This is a genomic window from Methylobacterium thuringiense (assembly GCF_022179645.1).
Lineage (GTDB): Bacteria > Pseudomonadota > Alphaproteobacteria > Rhizobiales > Beijerinckiaceae > Methylobacterium > Methylobacterium thuringiense.
Genome location: NZ_BPRA01000010.1, coordinates 129,975 through 147,586 on the forward strand (window position 1 = coordinate 129,975; position 17,612 = coordinate 147,586).

The 17,612-nt window shown below is 70.7% G+C and carries 14 protein-coding genes; 8 read left to right on the plus strand and 6 right to left on the minus strand.

All coding sequences use genetic code 11. The features are described 5' to 3' along the window. Positions 1–98: 98 nt before the first annotated feature. Together MFF07_RS12275 and MFF07_RS12280 are read left to right on the plus strand one after the other, a co-directional pair. On the plus strand, positions 99–911 hold the full coding sequence (locus MFF07_RS12275; protein ID WP_238232056.1) for a hypothetical protein: 813 nt from the start codon (positions 99–101) through the stop codon (positions 909–911). Positions 912–956: 45 nt separating this feature from the next. Continuing rightward, on the plus strand, positions 957–1,397 hold the full coding sequence (locus MFF07_RS12280) for a DUF1489 family protein (protein ID WP_147821833.1): 441 nt from the start codon (positions 957–959) through the stop codon (positions 1,395–1,397). 103 nt (positions 1,398–1,500) lie between these two features. On the opposite strand, the gene MFF07_RS12285 is transcribed toward MFF07_RS12280, so the two are convergent. After that, complete coding sequence (locus MFF07_RS12285; RefSeq protein ID WP_238232058.1) at positions 1,501–8,004, minus strand: apolipoprotein A-IV repeat region-like domain-containing protein; 6,504 nt, start codon at positions 8,002–8,004, stop codon at positions 1,501–1,503. A 289-nt stretch (positions 8,005–8,293) separates the two neighbouring features. Here MFF07_RS12285 and MFF07_RS12290 point away from each other — a divergent pair, with 289 nt between their 5' ends. Beyond that, positions 8,294–8,626, plus strand: a complete 333-nt coding sequence (locus MFF07_RS12290; protein ID WP_238232059.1) for an Hpt domain-containing protein — start codon at positions 8,294–8,296, stop codon at positions 8,624–8,626. A gap of 162 nt (positions 8,627–8,788) precedes the next feature. Beyond that, positions 8,789–9,109 carry a 2Fe-2S iron-sulfur cluster-binding protein gene (locus MFF07_RS12295; RefSeq protein WP_147818749.1) on the plus strand — a complete coding sequence of 107 codons (321 nt, stop codon included), beginning with the start codon at positions 8,789–8,791 and terminating at the stop codon, positions 9,107–9,109. Between the two features lie 42 nt (positions 9,110–9,151). Here the strand turns inward: MFF07_RS12295 and MFF07_RS12300 are convergent, their stop codons facing one another. Further along, the gene (locus MFF07_RS12300) at positions 9,152–10,327 is read right to left on the minus strand and encodes a vWA domain-containing protein (RefSeq protein ID WP_147818751.1); all 1,176 of its coding nucleotides are present in this window, start codon (positions 10,325–10,327) and stop codon (positions 9,152–9,154) included. A gap of 271 nt (positions 10,328–10,598) precedes the next feature. Between MFF07_RS12300 and MFF07_RS12305 the strand changes: the two genes are divergently transcribed. Then, a complete protein-coding gene (locus MFF07_RS12305) occupies positions 10,599–11,003 on the plus strand; it encodes a hypothetical protein (RefSeq protein ID WP_238232060.1) in 405 nt (134 codons plus the stop codon). A gap of 45 nt (positions 11,004–11,048) precedes the next feature. Here the strand turns inward: MFF07_RS12305 and MFF07_RS12310 are convergent, their stop codons facing one another. Then, positions 11,049–12,947, minus strand: coding sequence for a cation:proton antiporter domain-containing protein (locus MFF07_RS12310; protein WP_147818753.1), 1,899 nt, complete (start codon positions 12,945–12,947; stop codon positions 11,049–11,051). A 331-nt stretch (positions 12,948–13,278) separates the two neighbouring features. Between MFF07_RS12310 and MFF07_RS12315 the strand changes: the two genes are divergently transcribed. Together MFF07_RS12315 and MFF07_RS12320 are read left to right on the plus strand one after the other, a co-directional pair. Then, a complete protein-coding gene (locus MFF07_RS12315; protein ID WP_147818755.1) occupies positions 13,279–14,511 on the plus strand; it encodes an ATPase in 1,233 nt (410 codons plus the stop codon). After that, on the plus strand, positions 14,508–15,161 hold the full coding sequence (locus MFF07_RS12320) for a hypothetical protein (protein WP_147818757.1): 654 nt from the start codon (positions 14,508–14,510) through the stop codon (positions 15,159–15,161). Before MFF07_RS12315 ends, MFF07_RS12320 begins: the two co-directional genes overlap by 4 nt. 12 nt (positions 15,162–15,173) lie before the next feature. Here MFF07_RS12320 and MFF07_RS12325 read toward each other — a convergent pair whose 3' ends face one another. Both MFF07_RS12325 and MFF07_RS12330 read right to left on the minus strand, forming a co-directional pair. Beyond that, entirely contained in the window at positions 15,174–15,614 is a 441-nt protein-coding gene (locus tag MFF07_RS12325) for a PIN domain-containing protein (RefSeq protein WP_147818759.1), read from the minus strand. Beyond that, positions 15,611–15,913: a hypothetical protein gene (locus MFF07_RS12330; RefSeq protein WP_147818761.1), complete on the minus strand. Its 303-nt coding sequence runs from the start codon at positions 15,911–15,913 to the stop codon at positions 15,611–15,613. The genes MFF07_RS12325 and MFF07_RS12330 overlap by 4 nt, the downstream gene beginning before the upstream one ends. A gap of 100 nt (positions 15,914–16,013) precedes the next feature. On the opposite strand from MFF07_RS12330, the gene MFF07_RS12335 reads away from it, so the two are divergent. Beyond that, positions 16,014–16,856: an AAA family ATPase gene (locus MFF07_RS12335; RefSeq protein WP_147818763.1), complete on the plus strand. Its 843-nt coding sequence runs from the start codon at positions 16,014–16,016 to the stop codon at positions 16,854–16,856. Between the two features lie 60 nt (positions 16,857–16,916). On the opposite strand, the gene MFF07_RS12340 is transcribed toward MFF07_RS12335, so the two are convergent. Next, the gene (locus tag MFF07_RS12340) at positions 16,917–17,579 is read right to left on the minus strand and encodes a CatB-related O-acetyltransferase (protein ID WP_147818765.1); all 663 of its coding nucleotides are present in this window, start codon (positions 17,577–17,579) and stop codon (positions 16,917–16,919) included. Between the last annotated feature and the right edge of the window lie 33 nt (positions 17,580–17,612).

Sequence of the window (17,612 nt, forward strand, 5' to 3'; positions counted from 1 at the left end):
CCCCGCCGTAAGCCGCCGTTAAAGACGTTCCGTCATACTCGATCGCGCCGAAGTCACGGTCCGTGCGCGGATTGTCGGTCGACGAGGACGTGGGTTCTATGGTGGGTTCCGGTTCGCAGACGCGGCTCGACGCGTCCGAGTACGACGTCATCGCCTCCGCCCTGGCGGAGACCGAGCGCGGGCGGCTCTTCCTGGCGGAGGTCGCCCGCCGGCATCGCGGCGCCGACACCGACACGCTGCTCCAGGCGATCGCGCGGCTGGAGCAGGTCGTCACCCGGGACGCTGCGACCGCCGACGACCCGGACGCCCTGCGCGGCGAACTCGCGGCGATGGCCGAGGGCATCGCCCGCACCCGCACCGAGATCGCGGCGATGACCCTGCCCGACGGAGAGGACGGCCGGAGCGGGGCCGAAACCCTCGACACCCTCGTGCAGGGCGCCGAGCGGGCGACCTCCGAGATCCTGAGTGCCGCCGAGGCGATGCAGGAGGCGGCCTGGAGCCTGCGCGAGACGGGGGCCGACACGGCGCTCTGCGACGTGCTCGATCGCCGTGCCATCGTCATCTACACGGCCTGCTCGCTCCAGGACCTCTCGGCCCAGCGCACCGGCCGCCTCGTCGCGACCCTGCACGACCTCGAAGCCCGGATCGCCGCAGCGCTCGGGCAGGAGGCCCCGCTTGTGGCGGAGCCGCCGCGCGAAGCCCCGCCCGCAGCGCTCCCGCCGCTGCCCGAGGCCCTGCCCCCGGAGGACGACATCGACTTCCTGCCGGACCCGGCCGAAGCGGACCCGCCGGCCGCCGGCCCGCAGCCCCGCCCGGCGCTCGCCCTGGCCGACGACGCGGACGACCTGGCGCTGGCCTTCGCCGACCTCGACCGCCTCAGCATCGAAGAGAAGATCGCGCTGTTTTCGTGAGCGCGCCGGCCGCCCGCCCGGCGCATCGCCTGCTATAGACGGGGCATGGCCCTGAACCTGCTGAAGCTCTGCGTCGGACCCGCCACGATCGGCGAACTCGAGGACCGCATCGCCCACAACCGTGCCGAAATGCTGCGCCTCGGCCAGATCCCGCGCACCGTCCACACCACCCGCATGGTGCCCAAGCGCAAGCGCGAGATCGCGGGCAAGGGCTCGATCTACTGGGTGATCAAGGGCACGCTGCTCTGCCGGCAGGCCATCACGGCCATCGAGCCCTTCACCGGCGCCGACGGCATCGGCCGCTGCGAACTCGTGCTCGACCCGGAGGTGAAGCCGGTCTCGCCGCGGCCCTGCCGGCCCTTCCAGGGCTGGCGCTACCTGCGCCAGCGCGACGCCCCCCGCGACCTCGACCACGCCGCCGCCGGCGACCTCGCCGAGATGCCGGAGGCGCTGCGGCGGGAATTGTCGGCGCTGGGCCTGATCTGAGGCGGGGCATCCCGGAATCGAAGGGGGCCGCGCTCCGAGTGGATCGCGGCCCCCTTCGATCGCTGTTGCGTGAGGCCGGCAGGGCTTTCGCCCCGCCTCCCCCTCAGATCCCGTCGAAGCGTCCGCTGGCATGGGCCAGCATCGTGTAGACCTTGCCCGTCTCGGAGGTGAGGTAGGCGTCGGCCCGCTTGCTGTCGCGGTCGTTCTTGGTGACCTCGCCGAGCAGGCGCTCGAACTCGGCGACGTAGCGGTCGACGGTCCGGCGGAACTCGCCGTCGCCGCCGTAGCGCTGCTTCAGGTCCTGGAAGGTCTGGCGGCCGTGGGCGGTGTAGAGCCGGCCGTCGAACAGGTTCGGATCACCCCGGCGGTAGCGGTTCCACAGGTCCACGGCGGCCTGATGGTCGACCATCTTGGCGATGTCCGTGGAGATGCTGTCGAGCGTCGTCCGGCTGGCGGCCGACGCGGCCTCCGTCGGCGCGGCGGCGGCGGCCGGAGCATCGCCCTCGTCGTCGTCGAGGGAGGCGCGGGTCAGCAGGTCGGAGAGCCAGCCGCGGTTGCCGCCGGGGCGGGCCGTCGTTTGGGCCGGACGGGCCGGCTGGCCGAGCTGAGCCGTGCTCGGAGCCGCCGCCGGACGCGCCGCCGCCGGAGCCGAAGCCGTCGGCGCGGTCTTGAAGGCGCCCGGAGCCGGGGAGGGCGCGGCCTGGGCGGCGGCCCTCACCGGCTCCGAGCCGGCTCCGGCCACCCGGCGCTGCTCCATGACCTGCGGCTGCACCACGTCGGCGCCGCGGTTCGAGCGCGAGACCAGGCTGGCGAGGGCGTTCAGCGCCTCGATCTGCTCCGAGACGACCCGGCGCATCTCGCTGGTCTGGTCCTGCGTCTCGCGCGGGATCTCCAGCACGCCGCGCTGGATCTCGGCGCGGGTGGCGTCGAGCTCGCGCCGGATCTCGGCGGCCATCGCGTTCATCGCGGTGACCGATTCCCCGAAGCCGGCGGAGGCGGCGCCGAGCGCCTCGGTCATCTGGCTCGAGGCCGAGGCGATCGTCGCCTTCACGGCGGCGACGGTGCGCTCGCTCTGCTCGTCGGCGCCCGAGCGCAGCCGCTCGAAATCGCCGGTGACGCTGCTGCCGGCGGTGATCGCGGCCTGGGACAGGCTCTCGCCGATCTCCCGGGCGCGGGCTTCGGCGGCGCGTAGCGTCTCCTCGACGGTGGCCGAGAACCGGGCCGACTGCGCCTCCAGCGCTCCCGAGCGCTCCTCGATCCGGGCGAGCACGCCCTCGACCTCGCCCTGGCGGCCCTTCAGGGTCTCGGCGAGGCGGCCCTCGATCGTCTCGATCGAGCCGGCGGCGCCGGTCAGGCTCGCGACATGGGCCTGCGTCTGCTCGCCGAGGCTGCGGCTGCGGGCATCGAGGGAGGCGGCGAGGGCCGCCGCCTCGGTGAGGACGCCCTGCGAGACTTCGCGAAGAGCCACCACCTGGGTCGAGACGCCCTCGGTGGCGCGGCTCGCCTCGCCGGCGATCTGGCCGAGCGCCGCCTGGATCTGCTCGACCCGGCCGGCGAGACCCTGCTCGATCGCGCCGAGATTGCCCGTCGCGCCCGAGACCAGCTCGCGCATGGCGGTGTTGGCGCCCTCGATGCGGGTGAGCACGCCGCCGAGGTTGCGCCCGAGCATCTCGTTGGCCTCGGCCAGCGAGGCGGTGGAGCGCGTCGCGCCCTCCTCGATCGCAGCGCGGAGCGCCGCGGCGGATTCGCCGGTGCGGGCGACGAACTCGTCGGCGCGCTGGTTCAGTGCCTCGACCAGCGGCGTGCCGTGCTCGGCGAGCGCCCGCTCGATCTGGTCCCCGCGCTCGGACAGGGCGGCGGCGACCGCGGCGGCCGGACCGTCGACGGTCTGGCGCAGGCGGTCGGTCTGGCCGGCGATCCCCGCGATGACGGCGCGGCCGCGGCCGTCGATGGCCTCGACGAGGGAGGCGGTGCCGCCCGCGATGGTGCGGGCGACGGATTCGGCGCTGCCGTCGAGGCGGCGGGCGAGATCCTCGACCTGGGCCTCGATCAGGCCGGCGGCGGCTTCGGTCCGCTGGCGCATGTTCTCGGCGACCGCGGCGTTGCGGCTGTCGAGCAGCGCGGCCACCGCCTCGTTGCGCTGGTCGAGCACGCGGGCCAGCGCCGTGGCATGCGCCTCGGCGAGCGCCGCCTGCTTGTTTACGCGCTCGTCCATCGCCGCGATGGTGCGGGCGGTGCGCTCGTCGACGAGGCCGGCGAAGGCCTCGTGACGCTCGTCGAAGGCGTCGGCCAGGGCGTCGGCGCGCGAGGCGACGAGGGTGGCGAAGGTCTTCATCCGGCTGTCGATCCGGCTGGTGAAGTCCTGGCTGCGGTCGTCGAAGGCCCGGGTGATGCCGGCGCCCTGCGTCTCGACGAGGCTGCCCAGCGCCTGCAGGCGTTCGTCGAACACGGCCGCAAGGCCTTGCGAACGCTGGTCGACCTGCTGGGTCAGCGCCGCGACGCGGTTCTCGAACACGCCGTCGAGCCGGCCGAGGCGGTCGTCGAACATCGCGGCCAATGCGTTGGTGCGGGTTTCCATCGCGCCGGTGGTGTGGCCGAGGCCGGCTTCGACCACGGACAGGAACTCGCGGGCCTTGCCGGCAAGCCCTTCGTGCAGCGGCCGGATCCGGCTGTCGAAGCCCTCGCCGAGCGCGCTCGCATGGCTGTCGAGCAGTCCGCGGACCTCGCCGGCATGGCTGTCGAGGACGGACTGGATACCGCGGACGCGCTCGTCGACGCTGGCACGGAAGGCGTCCGTACCGGTGTCCAGCTGGCCGCGGATGGTGCCGGTGCCCTCCTGGACGACGCGGGCCAGGTCCTGCGTGCGGCTGTCGAGCAGGTCGCGGATCTCGTGCGTGCGGGTGGCGACCGCCTCGCCAAGGCGGCCGACGCCGTCGCCGAGCAGCCGGTCGGCCTCGTCGACGATGGCGCGCAGGCTCGACAGGATGGTCTGGCCGCGCTGGTCGAGGGCCTGCGCCAGCGAGGCGCCGCCGCCATCGAACAGGCGCGCGATCTCGGAGACGCGGCCGTTCAGGGAGCCGACGACGAGGTTGCCGCGCTCGTCGATGGTCGAGGCCATCGCGGCGGTGCGCGCGTCGAAGAGCTGGTTGAAGGCGTCGGTGCGCTCGTCGAAGGCGCGGCGGATCGCGTCGGCATGGCCGGCCAGCGCCTGGCTGGTGCCGCCGCTGCGGGTCTCGACGAAGGCGACGATCTCGCGGGTGCGGTTCGACAGGTCGTCGGTGGCGGCGCGCAGGCGCGCCTCGATCAGGCGGACGGCATCGACCGCCTGGGCGTCGAGGGTCTCGTCGAGGGCGCGGGCACGCTCTTCCAGCGTGGTGCCGACGGCGTCGAGGCGGCTGAGCACGCCGGTGTCGAAGCGGTTGGCGCTCTCGTCGAGGCGGGCGACGAGGTCGGAGGTCTGCTGGGTGAAGCGCGCGCCGAGTTCGCCGGCGCGGGCGCCCAGCGTCTCGTCGAGGGCGCGGGCGCGCTCCTCCAGCGTGGCGCCGACGGCCGCGAGGCGGTTCAGCACGCCGCTGTCGATGCGGCCGGCACTCTCGTCGAGGCGGGCGACGAGATCGGAGGTCTGACGCTCGATCCGCGCGCCGATCTCGCCGGCACGTCCGGCAAGGGTCTCGTCGAGGGCGCGGGTGCGCTCGTCCAGGGTGATGCCGACGGCCGAGAGACGGCTGAGGACGCCGGTGTCGAGGCGGCCTGCGCTCTCGTCGAGACGGGAGACGAGTTCCGCGGCGTGGCGCTCGATCCGTTCGCCGATCTCGCCGGCCCGGGCACCGAGTTGCGTGTCGACGCTGCCGACGAGGCTCGTGATGGTGGCGCGGATCTCGTCGGACCGCTGCGCGGAGCGCGCTTCCAGCTGGCCGAGATGGGTTTCGACGGCCTCGCGCGCCTCGCGGGTGCGCTCGGCGATGCGGTCGGCCATCGACTGGCCCTGCACCGTGATGATCCGGTCCATCTGCTCGAGATGGCCGCCCACCGTGCCTGCCAGCGCACCGGTATCGCGCGAGATCCTGTCGGCGAGGATGTCGCCGCGGGCGATGGTCTCCTGGAGGGCGGCGAGGCGGTTGTTGAGCACGTCGTCGACGGCGCGGGCATGGCCGTCGGCGGTCTCGGCGAAGGCGGTGCCGCTGCGGGTCAGCACGTCGTTGATGCGCGCGGCCTGGGTCGTCATCGCCAGCACGATGTCGTGTCCGGCCGAGGCGAGCCGGTTCTGCGCGTCGTCGGTATGGGTCGAGAGCAGGCCGGTGAGGCTGTCGCCATGTTGGCCGAAGCGCGATTCCAGCTCGCCGATGCGGGCGCCGAGCGCCTCGCCGATTCCGGCCGAGGCGAAGGCGAGAGCGCCGGTCGCCTCTTCCGCGCGGGCCTGGAGGCCGTCGCCGAGGCGGGCGATGGCGGCTTCGACGGCCTGGAGCGAGGCGTCCGTGCGGGTGCCGATCTCACCGGCGACGCCCTGCGCGGATTGCCGGAAGCGGTCCAGGATCTGGACGGTGCGGGCCTCGACATGGCCGGCCGAGTCGTCGGCCGCCTGGCGCAGGCCGTTGGAGGCCTCCTCGAAGCGCAGCGAGGCGGTGGCCAGGCGCTGCACGACGGCGCCGCCGGCGCTGTCGGCACTGTCCCGGAAGCGGGCGACGGCGTCGTCGGCGTGGCTCTCGAAGGTGCCGCCGATCCGGGCGAGGGCGGCCTCGACTTCGGCGACGGCCTCGCGGCCGCGCTGGGCCATCAGGCCGGAGACGCGTTCGGCCGAGGCGTCGAGCCCGTTGCCGAGTTCGTTGCCGCGGACGGTGACGGTCTCGTGGAGGCGGTGTGCGGCCGCCTCGATGCGGTCGGCGAGTTCCGCGCCGCGCTCGCCGACGGTGCCGGCGATGCGCTCGGCCGACGCGGTGAGTTCGTCGCGCACGCTGCCGGCGCGGGCGGTGAAGGCCTCGACCACGCCGCTCGCGGTGAGGGCGAGGGCGGCCTGGGCGTCGCGGCCGCGGGCGTCGATGGTGTCGGAGACGCCGGCGCCGGCCGCCTCGATCTCGTTGCGAAGCGCCGCGCTGCGGGCGGCGATGTCGTCGGTGAGCGACAGGCCGGCGGCGGTGAAGTCGCGGCGGAAGGCGTCGCCCGTGTCGGCGAAGCGCGCGGTGATCTCCGAGCCGGTCGCGGCGAAGCGCTCCGACAGCTCGCCGCCGCGGGTGAGGAAGGCCGCCTCCAGCTCCTGCGCCGAGCGCTCGAAGCTCTCGCGGACCTCGCCGCCCTGGCGGCCGAGCATGGTGATGACGCCCGAGCCGGTCTCCTGGAGGGCACGGGAGACCGTGCCGGCATGGTCGGACAGGCTCGCGGTGAGGCTACCGCTCGCAGCCTCGAAGGCGCGGGCGACCTCGCCGGCGCGGGTCTCGAAGGTGCGGGTCATGCTGTCGCCGGACTCGGCGATACCGGCGCGCACGCCCTCGCTCGTGGCGAGCAGGCGCTGGATCAGCTCGTCGCCGCGCGTCGAGACCAGCCCGACCACACGGTCGCCGGCCTCGCCCAGCGCGCCGGTGATGGCCTCGCCGCGGCTCTCCAGGGCGCCGGTGACGCGGTCGCCCGCGCCGGTGACGGCGCTGACGATGCGCTCGGCGGCGCCTTCGAGCTCCTGGCTGAGGTTCTGATGCGAGCCGGTGATGGCGCCGCGCACGCGCTCGGCGTTGGCGACGATGGATTCCCGCTGCGCGACCAGCTCGTCGACCAGGGTGCGGATGCGGATCTCGTTGTCGGAATAGGCCCGTTCCAGGGTGGCGATCTCGCCGCGCACCAGGGTCTCCAGTTCGCCGGCCCGCGCCAGCGCCCGCTCGACGCCGTCGCCGACGGCGGCGACCTCGCGGCGTACGGTCTGCGACATGGTCAGCACGGCGTCGGTCGAGAACGACTCGGGCTCGGCCAGACGGATCGCGACCTCGCCGACGGCGCGGGCGACGAGGCGCATCTCGTGGGCGCGGACCGCGAGCATCGCGGTGATCAGGAACAACAGGATCGGCCCGCCCAACGCCGTCGCGCCGACGGCGGCCTGCAGGGCGGTGAGCCCCGTGATGTAGCTCTTGAGGTCGCCGCCGGACTGGTTCCAGGCCAGCGCGATCAGGCCGTTCAGCCACAGGAACGAGAAGATCGCCGCGAACACGTAAGGCTTGCGCGAGGGGCGGACGCGCAGGGTCTGCTGCAGGACGCCGATGCTCTGGCGGTCGTCGTTGGCGACGAGGGAGCGGTCGGGCGGCAGCAGGCCGCCCTCGCGGCGTGAGCGGCCGCGCTGCGCCTGCGGCAGGTCGCTGCCGACATCGAGGGGAGGGGGCGCCAGGCGGCCGCTCGGCTCGTTCAGCAGGTCGTTGTCGCCGACGTCGGGCATGCGCGGCTCGACGCGGTCGTTGGCCGGACGCGCCACGTCGTCGTCGAAGGACAGACCCATCGGCGGCTCGGCGAAGGCGCCTTTGGCCCGGCCGTCGGACGACAGGTCGAGATTCGACATATCCAGGGCCAGGGCCTGCTCGATCGCGGAGAGAGCGGCCTCCGCCGGATCCTTGAGCTTCTTTTCCGTGGCCATGAAACGCCTCGTTACGCATGGTCTCCGCACCGGGACGAGCCCGAACGGAGACGGATTTACCCGTTTGTCCTCGAAGTTTAGTCCCCGCTGCGGGTGCCGGATACCCGAGCGCCGCGGCAGCGAACAAAAACCTTAACGGAATGGTTACCACGCCGGTGCAAGCGCCCGGAGGGGCTACTTATGTCGTGACGCGCCAACGCTTAAACGGTGCGCCGCCGCCGAACCTCGGCTGTGGACAGATCGGTCCGAAATCATAACGCGATCCGGAAAACGGAGTCGGGAGACGGACTTGGCCGACGAAACGCTCCTCGATCGGGCCCATCTCGACGCCCAGACCTTCGGCGACGAGGCCCTCGCCGACGAGCTTCTCGGCCTGTTCGAAGAGCAGTGTCGGCGACTGATGCCGGGCCTCGAAAACGCCGCCCTGCAGGCCGGCGACCGGGCCGATCTCGCCCACACGTTGAAGGGCTCGGCGCTCGGCGTCGGCGCGGCGCGGGTCGCGGCCCGGGCGTCCGAGGCGGAGGACGCGCTGCGGGCCGGGAGCCCGGCGGCGGCCGATCCGATCCAGGCGCTGGCGATCGCCGTCGACGAGACGCTCGCGGCTCTCGCCGGGCGGCTCTAAGGCTCTGCCGGATCACGCGGCCCTCGTCCGCTGCGGCGTAGGCGCCCGAAGGCGGCCCGCGCCCTCCGTCTGCGCTTGCATTCCGGCCCGCGCCCCGCCAACAAGCGGCGCGAAGGCATTAGAAACGCGCTCAGGCGCATCGGCACCACCGCGGAGCAAGGCATGCCCAAGATCACCTACGTCGATCACGCAGGCACGGCCCGCACGATCGACGGTCAGGTCGGATCCACCGTGATGGAGACCGCGATCCGCAACAACGTCCCCGGTATCGACGCCGAGTGCGGCGGCGCCTGCGCCTGCGCGACCTGCCACGTCTATGTCGACGACGCCTGGATGGAGGCCGTCGGCCCCTCCGAGCCGATGGAGCAGGACATGCTCGACTTCGCCTCCGACGTGCGCGCGACCTCGCGCCTGTCCTGCCAGATCCGGATCAAGCCCGAGTTGGACGGGCTCACCGTGACGACGCCGGCCCGGCAGGGCTGAGCGTCCGGGTGCCGAGAGCCTGGGCAAAGCGCAGCAGATCGCTCACTTCAGCAGCGCCCGCGTCGCGGCATCGATCCCGTCGAGCGTCAGCGGGAACATCCGCTCCGAAAAGATCCGGCGCATCATGCCGATCGACTGGGTGTAGGCCCAGTGCGCCTCGGGCACCGGGTTGAGCCAGGCGGCCTTGGGGAAGTGGTCCAGCACGCGGGTCAGCCAGACCTGGCCGGGCTCCTCGTTCCAATGCTCCACCGAGCCGCCGGCCATGGCGATCTCGTAGGGGCTCATCGCGGCGTCGCCGACGAAGACCACGCGGTAATCCGGGCCGTAGGTTCGGATCACGTCGAGCAGCGGCGTGCGCTCGTCGTGGCGGCGGTGGTTCTCGGTCCAAACGGATTCGTAGGGGCAGTTGTGGAAGTAGAAATGGGCGAAGTGCTTGAATTCGCTCCGGCAGGCCGAGAACAGCTCCTCGGCGAGCCCGACATGCCAGTCCATCGAGCCGCCGACGTCGAGAAACAGCAGCACCTTCACGGCGTTGCGCCGCTCGGGGCGCAGCCGCACGTCGATATAGCCCTGGCGGGCGCTCTCGCGGATCGTCGCGTCGAGGTCGAGTTCCTCCGCCGCGCCCGTGCGGGCGAAGCGGCGTAGCCGCCGGAGCGCGATCCGCATGGTGCGCGTACCGAGTTCGACGCCGTCGTCGAGGTCCCTGAACTCGCGCTTGTCCCAGACCTTCACCGCACGGAAGTTGCGGTTGCCGTCCTGGCCGATGCGGATGCCCTCCGGGTTGTAGCCGTAGGCGCCGAAGGGGGAGGTGCCCCCGGTGCCGATCCATTTCGAGCCGCCCTGGTGGCGCTCCTTCTGCTCGGCGAGGCGCTGCTTCAGGGTCTCGAACAGCTTGTCCCAGCCGAGCGCCTTCAGCTCGGCCTTCTCGTCGTCGGTGAGGTACTTCTCCGCGAGCTTGCGCAGCCATTCCTCGGGGATGGCGGCCGGCTCCATCGCCTCGCCCACGGTCTCGACGCCCTTGAAGACCTGCCCGAAGACGCGGTCGAAGCGGTCGAGGTTGCGCTCGTCCTTCACCAGGACGGCGCGCGCAAGGAGGTAGAACTCCTCGACGCTCTTCTCCGCAAGATCGCGGTCCATCGCGTCGAGCAGCGTCAGGTGCTCGCGCAGGGTGACCGGGACCTTGGCCTCGCGCAGGGCGGTGAAGAGGTTCAGCAGCATCGCGGGCGACACCACCCGAGGCTGCCGCCGGGGTCAAGCCCGGCCCGCCCGGTCACGTCGGCGTGAGGGAAGCGCAAGCAATTCTCGTGACTTGGCTAACGATCCGGCAAGCTTGGCAGCAGGAGAATGCACTCATCTGTGGAAAGAATCGGAATCCGGTGGATATGTCGAGGGTGCGGCTTTGGAGAGTCATCGACTCCGTCACGAAGCTGACAATCAAGTCATTGAACAAGAGTCCTGCGTACCTGGACTTGTCGACCGGATGGTTGAGATGACCGTCGTCTTGCGTTCCTTGAGTGACTTCAAACGGTTTCTGCGGAAGCCGGGCGCCACGATTCAGATCGTGCACAACACCCTCATCGAGCGGCAGCCGCCGCAGTTCCGCGAGGCCTATCGGCGCAAGGGCCTCTACGAGCCCCGCACCGTGCGGGCCATGTCGAAGAAGGCGGCGGTGTTCGACGTGAAGGGCCACGAGGAGACCGTGTGGCTCTACTGGGACAAGGGCACCCGCAAGTGGCGCTTCCACGGGGACACGGTGGCCGTGCCGCTCAATGCCGCCATGGGCGCGCCGGACGAGGTGGTCTATCGCTGCAGCCTCGCGGGCGAGCAGGGGTTCCAGGCGCCGCCTCCGTCGACGGAGGACGGCGACGATCTCTATGGCGATCGCGACGACTGACCGAAGCCTGCGGGTTCGATCCCTCTTGGGTCAGGCCGTCTTGAATCAGGCCGTCTTGCCGATTCCCGCCTTGGCCTTGTCGTCCTTCGCGTCGGCGGCCTTTCCGTCCGATCCCTTCGCGTCCAGGGTCTTGCCGATGGTGCGCCGCGCCCGGAAGACCGGCCGGGTCTCGGCTTCCTTCCGCTTCAGCATGGTGCGGAACTCGTCCCGGCGCTCGTGGATCGAGGCGATGACGAGGCCCATCGGCACCCCGACATCGACGAGCACCGCTTCCGAGAGCTGGAGCGAGGCCTCGATGGTCTCCGGCACCGCGTCGTCGACGCCCATCTCGTAGAGTTCCGTCGCATGCCGCGCGTCGCGGGCGCGGGCGACGATGGTGAGGTCGGCCCGCTCGGCCCGGGCCGCCTGCACCACGGCCTCGACACCCGCCGAGGAATCGAGCGTGACCACGAGGGCGCGCGCCGTGGCGATGTCGCAGCGGCGCAGTAGCTCGGTGCTGGAGGAATCTCCGAAATAGACCGGGTTGCCGAGGCGGCGCTGCTCGGCGACGCGCACGGGGTCGGAATCCAGCGCGATGAACGGGATCTTGTGGCGCTTCAGCATCTCGCCGACGAGGCGGCCGACGCGGCCGTAGCCCGCGACGATGACGCGATCCGCCTGCGCATCCGGCGGCGGTTCGGCCCGCGCCCGGCCGAGATTCGTCTTGGTCGAGCGCCGGCCGATCCGGCGGGCGAGCAGCGAAAGGGGCGGGATCGCGATCATGGTCACGGTGGTGACGATCAGCGCCGTCTGGCCGAGCGCCTCCGGCACGAGGCCGCCGGCAATGGCGCCGCCGAGCAGCACGAAGGCGAACTCGCCGCCGGGGCCGAGCAGCAGGGCCGTCTCGAACGCCACCGGCTTCGACAGCCGCATGATGCGGGCGCCGACGAGGATCACCGCGCCCTTCACCACGAGGAGCGCGACCGCGAGGCCGAGGATCAGCACGGGGGCCGCGACGAGCTGGGCCGGATCGAGGCTCATGCCCACCGAGACGAAGAACACGCCGAGCAGCAGGCCCTTGAACGGATCGATCGTCGCCTCGATGGCGCGGCGATACTCGGTCTCGGCGAGCAGAAGGCCGGCGACGAAGGCGCCGAGCGTCATCGAGAGGCCGCTCGCGGCCGCCGTCAGCGAGGTCGCCGCGATGACGAGCAGGCAGGCCGCCATGAACAGCTCCGGGCTCTTGGTGCGCGCCACGAGCTGGAAGAGCGGGCGCAGCGCCAGCCGGCCGGCGATGACGATGACGACGATCGCCACCGCCGCCTGGCCGAGCGCCAGCGCCAGCGCGCTGCCGACATTGGCGCCGTCGTTGCGGCCGAGCACCGCGATGGCGAACAGGACGGGGGCGACGGCGAGGTCCTGGAACAGCAGCACGGCGAAGCTGGTGCGGCCGGCCGGCGTGTTGAGCCGCTTCTGCTCGGCGAGCACCGGCAGCACCACGGCGGTCGAGGAGAGGGCGAGCCCGATCCCGACGACGATGGAGGCCGCCGCCGACTGCCCGGTGGCCGCGAGCAGGCCGCCGATCACGGTGGCCGAGGCGATCACCTGGATCGAGCCGAGGCCGAAGACGAGCCGGCGCAGGACGCGCAGGCGCTCCCAGGACAGCTCGACGCCGATCATGAACATCAGGAAGATCACGCCGAACTCGGCGAGATGCGAGATCTCGGCGCGGTTCCCGATCGTGATCGGACCGAGCCAGGGATAGGAATCGGCGAGACGCCCGAGGCCGAAGGGCCCGAGAAGCGCGCCCGCGCCGATGAAGCCGAGCACCGGGCTGATCCGCAGGCGGTGGAACAGCGGCACCACCACGCCCGCCGTCACCAGGAAGATGATGGCCTCCTGGTAGGCCCCGAGATTCTCGCCGGCAGCGGCGACCTGGGCCCCGGCAGCGGTGGGATCGGTCATCGGCGTGCTTGCTCAGCCTTCGCAGCGAGGGTCGACCGTCCGCAAGCAGGACGGATGTCGCATCATGAGGGGGCAAGCCATGGCGGGGCAACCGGAATTCGGCCGCGAGCGGGGATTTGGCCGATATGGCCGAGCCCGCGGGCAGCCGGCGTGCCGGAGCGCACACGGGGCGCCCGTACCCCGTGCCCCGTGATGCACGAAAACCACCGTCCACCGCTTCGTTCGCACGCGCAGCATGCGGCACAACTTCGGCACAATGCCCGCATAACCAGCGTGTTAACGAATCCTCAATATCGCGCCAGGCGTGTCCTTTCGAGCCCGAGTTGACCGCATGCTGACCTTCCGCAAGCAGCCCCCGAGCCGGGACGTCCTCCGCGAGCGGCGCGAATGGGCCCTCGACGTCCAGCGCTGGAAACAGGCGCGCGACGTCGAGCGCGGCTACAAGATCAAGTGGGGCTATGTCGGGATCGCGTATCTCGTCGAGTTCATGGTCATCGGCGCATCGCTCGCCGGCGCTTGGCTCTTCGCCGACTATTACAGCGACGGCGACAACCGTGCCTTCCACTTCATGCTGCTCGCGCCGCTGGTCTACGCCGCGGTGGAGCTCTGCCGCGTGCCGCTCGGCATCCTGGCGCGCACGCAGCGCTCCTGGTTCATCAAGGGGCTGGCCATCCTCGGCATCATCTTCGCGGCCGGCGTGACCACCAAGTCGGTCTCGCAGCTCGGCGAGATGATGTTCCATCCCCGCCTGATGGACGCGGCCAAGGCGAAGACCGCGATGAAGGACGCGCAGAACGACCGCGCCTCCATCGATACCCGGATCGCGGCGGCCGACGCCCGCGTGACGCAGTACACGAACGAGCTGGAGCAGATCGAGAAGCGCTCGGGCGAGAACGCCTCGCAGCTTGCCGGCCTGCCGGCCCAGCGCTGCGAGCGCATCTCCGGTACCAACAGCAAGGGCAAGGCCTATTCGAACCTGAAATGCGTGGCCGACCCCCGCGTCGCCACGCTGAACGCGGCCGTCAACAAGGCGGGTGCCGACCGCGGCGCCGTGACGAAGGATCTCGAATCCGCCCGGCAGGCGCGCGCCGGGATCGATCGCGGCGCGGCCGACCGCAAGGTCGCCGATACGGAGCAGGCCTACCGCAACGCCGTCAACCGCTCGCAGCTGCACAGCTTCACCGCCATGGTCTACGGCGTCGACCCGATCGAGGTCACCGACGCGCAGGTCCACGCCTTCCTGCGCATCTTCGTGTTCGTGCCGGCTTTGTGCGCCGCCTTCGCCTCGACCATCCTGGCGCTGTCGGCGGTCTCGGTGCGCCGGACCTTCATGGACGAGGACGACCTCGGCGCAGACGTCTCGGCCGAGGCGACGCCGTACCTGCTCGCCTCGATCACCGACGCCCTGCGGGAGGAGCAGCAGCTCAGCAATCCGCGGCCGATGGTACCGCCGACGGTTGCGGCGTCGGGCTCCATCATCCCGATCGACCGGCAGGCCGAGCGGCGCCAGCCTCCGCTCGTCCAGTCGAACATGCCGGCCTCCAGCGCGGGAGCCACCGCATGAGCATCCATACGCCGGGCACGCACGAGAACCTCGTCCTCGCCCAGAACGTGAACGGCCGCCTGCGGGCGGAAGCGCGCATGATCTTCGCCCGCGCCTTCATGCAGCGGGCGATCGGCGCGGGGATCTTCGTTGCGCTGGCCGGCGTGGGCATCGGCGCGGCCTCCTACGGCTGGGCCTACATGAACCAGTTCGACTCGGCGGCCGAGAAAATCGCCGCCGCCATGCAGACGGCTCTGTCGGACGTCACGCTCAAGACCAAGGGCGAGGTCACGCTCACCGACAACACCCTGAAGCTCGAAGGCCTTCCGGCGCAGCGCGAGTCGTCCGTGCCGACCCCGACCAAGGCCCAGCTCGGCGCGGATTCCGCCCCGAACTCGAAGGCGCCGGTGAACACCACCTTCACGGTGTTCAAGCAGGTGCCCTACCTCGACGGCCAGATCGTCACCGGCTGGAACTTCAAGCCGTCCGAGGAGAAGCCCTACCAGCAATACTGCTACTTCTCGCGCCGCACGAACGAGGCCAAGGGCCAGGTCGAGATCAAGATCGACGTCGCCATGGACGGCAAGATCCTGCCGCAGCCGCAGAAATCGGACGTGAACCTCGCGATTCTGGGCACGAACTGCGTGTGGCACGACGGGAAGTCGCTGTAGCGCGTTCCACCGCTACTGCCGCGTATCCGCGGGTCGAAGCGGATTCATGAACCGAAGACCTTCGAAGTCACGCTCATTGTCCGTTGCAACGATACAGCCGTGGACATCAGCGGTCGCTGCCAGGATCATATCGAGAGGAGAGCGGGGTCGCCCTGCTTTCCGTCCGTCCGCCATGAGAGCTGCCCAGGCGAGGGCAGCCTTCGTATCGAACGGCAGCACCCGGCCTGCGAAGAGCGCCAGCAGTCCTCCGGGACCTTCCAACCAATGCTGCAGTGTCGCGCGCTTTCTCCCAGGCTGAAGACTGAGAATACCCCGCTGCAACTCCGCCACGGTCATCGAAGCGATGAAGAGGCTGTCGCTCCGCTGCTCAGCCATCCATTCCGCAAGTCGAGGTGCCGGGGCAGGCTTGAGCGAATTGCTGATGATGTTCGTGTCGAGCAGAAAGCGCGTCACAGATCGACGTCACGCTCTGCGATACGCGGCCTAGTCAGGTCGAGTTCGACGCCGACGAGCGGTGAACGGCGCAATGCTCTGAAGATACCGCCCTTCTCGGAGGATGCGGGATCCACGACTCCACTGATGGTTTGACGCAGTTGAACCGCTTCAGGTCCGTCCTTGGCCAAGTGGCGGGCCACGGACCGTATCAGAGCGCGATCGGTATCGCGTCCGAGCACCTCAAAACGAGCCATGCCGCGTTCGGCCAGCTTAGCGCGATAGGTGTGCAAGGCACGCTTCTGAGGAGAGTTGTCCATAAAAGCCCTCCGTCATATGTCTGGAGATATATCCAGCGGCTCATGGGCGCACAAGTGTTCGGAGCGAGCCGCCCGTCACATCTCGCGGAAACGACACCTGATGCGCTTTACCGGAACCGCCTCCTACGTCGCGACCTCGGACCTCACCACCGCCGTCAACGCCGCGATCGTGCTGGAGCGCCCGCTGCTGGTGAAGGGCGAGCCCGGAACCGGCAAGACGGTGCTGGCCGAAGAGATCGCCCGCGGCCTCGGCGCGCCGCTGCTGACCTGGAACATCAAGTCGACCACCAAGGCGCAGCAGGGTCTCTACGAGTACGACGCGGTCTCGCGCCTGCGCGACTCGCAGCTCGGCGATCCGCGCGTCACGGACATTTCCAACTACATCCGCCGCGGCAAGCTCTGGCAGGCCTTCACGGCGCCCGAGCGGCCGGTGCTGCTGATCGACGAGGTCGACAAGGCCGACATCGAGTTTCCGAACGACCTGCTGACCGAACTCGATCGCATGGAGTTCTTCGTTTACGAGACCGGCGAGACGGTCAAGGCTGTTCAGAGGCCGATCGTCATCATTACTTCGAACAACGAGAAGGAGCTGCCCGACGCCTTCCTGCGGCGCTGCTTCTTCCACTACATCCGCTTCCCCGACGCCGAGACCCTGAAGGCCATCGTCGCGGTGCATTATCCGGGCATCAAGCAGCGCCTCGTCGAGGAGGCCCTGCGCGTCTTCCTCGAGACCCGCGAGGTGCCGGGCCTGAAGAAGAAGCCCTCGACCTCCGAGCTCCTCGACTGGCTCAAGCTCTTGGTCTCGGAAGACGTGACGCCGGAGACGCTCCGCGAGCAGGATGGACGCAAGCTGATCCCGCCGCTGCATGGCGCGCTCCTGAAGAACGAGCAGGATGTGAGCCTGTTCGAGAAGCTGGCCTTCATGACGCGGCGGAAAGGCTGAGGACCAGGGCCGCCGGCAGGCCGCAAGGCTCCCGGCGGACGCCACGCATCGCTGTTTCAATCAGACGTCGGATCCGCCCGCCGCCCGTTTGAGGGCGTCCACGTCGCCGCCGCTGATCGCGGGCAGGGCGCGGGTGAGGCGCTCCGGCTCCCAGTCCCACCAGGCGATGGCCTGCAGGCGCGCGGCCTCCGTTTCGCTCACGCGCCGCCGTACGATCCGGGCCGGGTTGCCGGCGACGATCGCGTAGGGCGGCACGTCCTGCGCCACCACGGCGAGGGTGCCGATCACCGCGCCGTCGCCGATGGTCACGCCCGGCATCACCGTCGCCCCCATGCCGAACCAGACGTCGTGGCCGACGACCGTGTCGCCGCGGTTCGGAAAGTCCAGCTCGCCGGGAAAGCGCCCGGTCCAGCCGCCGCCGAAGATCGGGAACGGATAGGTCGAGGGCCCGCTCATGCGGTGGTTGCCGCCGTTCATCAGGAAGCGGGTGCCGGCGGCCATCGCGCAGAAGCGCCCGATCGTCAGCCGGTCGCCGATGAAGGGGAAGTGGTAGAGGATGTTGTCGAGGAAGGCGTTCGGCCCGGCCGGATCGTCGTAATAGGTGTAGGCGCCGACCGAGACGTTTTCGGGCAGGTCGAGGTTCTTGACGAACGTCACCCGTCGGTGGCCGGGCATCGGGTGGAGCGCATCGGGATCGGGGCCGAAGCGGGGATCGTGCGGCATGGCGTCCCCATTCGCGGAGGGCATGGTCGCCCG

Coding starts and splice junctions, on each gene's coding strand:
- MFF07_RS12275 (WP_238232056.1), top strand. CDS start 99: ATGGTGGGTTCCGGTTCGCAGACGCGGCTCGACGCGTCCGAGTACGAC.
- MFF07_RS12280 (WP_147821833.1), top strand. CDS start 957: ATGGCCCTGAACCTGCTGAAGCTCTGCGTCGGACCCGCCACGATCGGC.
- MFF07_RS12285 (WP_238232058.1), bottom strand. CDS start 8,004: ATGGCCACGGAAAAGAAGCTCAAGGATCCGGCGGAGGCCGCTCTCTCC.
- MFF07_RS12295 (WP_147818749.1), top strand. CDS start 8,789: ATGCCCAAGATCACCTACGTCGATCACGCAGGCACGGCCCGCACGATC.
- MFF07_RS12300 (WP_147818751.1), bottom strand. CDS start 10,327: ATGCTGCTGAACCTCTTCACCGCCCTGCGCGAGGCCAAGGTCCCGGTC.
- MFF07_RS12305 (WP_238232060.1), top strand. CDS start 10,599: ATGACCGTCGTCTTGCGTTCCTTGAGTGACTTCAAACGGTTTCTGCGG.
- MFF07_RS12310 (WP_147818753.1), bottom strand. CDS start 12,947: ATGACCGATCCCACCGCTGCCGGGGCCCAGGTCGCCGCTGCCGGCGAG.
- MFF07_RS12315 (WP_147818755.1), top strand. CDS start 13,279: ATGCTGACCTTCCGCAAGCAGCCCCCGAGCCGGGACGTCCTCCGCGAG.
- MFF07_RS12320 (WP_147818757.1), top strand. CDS start 14,508: ATGAGCATCCATACGCCGGGCACGCACGAGAACCTCGTCCTCGCCCAG.
- MFF07_RS12330 (WP_147818761.1), bottom strand. CDS start 15,913: ATGGACAACTCTCCTCAGAAGCGTGCCTTGCACACCTATCGCGCTAAG.
- MFF07_RS12335 (WP_147818763.1), top strand. CDS start 16,014: ATGCGCTTTACCGGAACCGCCTCCTACGTCGCGACCTCGGACCTCACC.
- MFF07_RS12340 (WP_147818765.1), bottom strand. CDS start 17,579: ATGCCGCACGATCCCCGCTTCGGCCCCGATCCCGATGCGCTCCACCCG.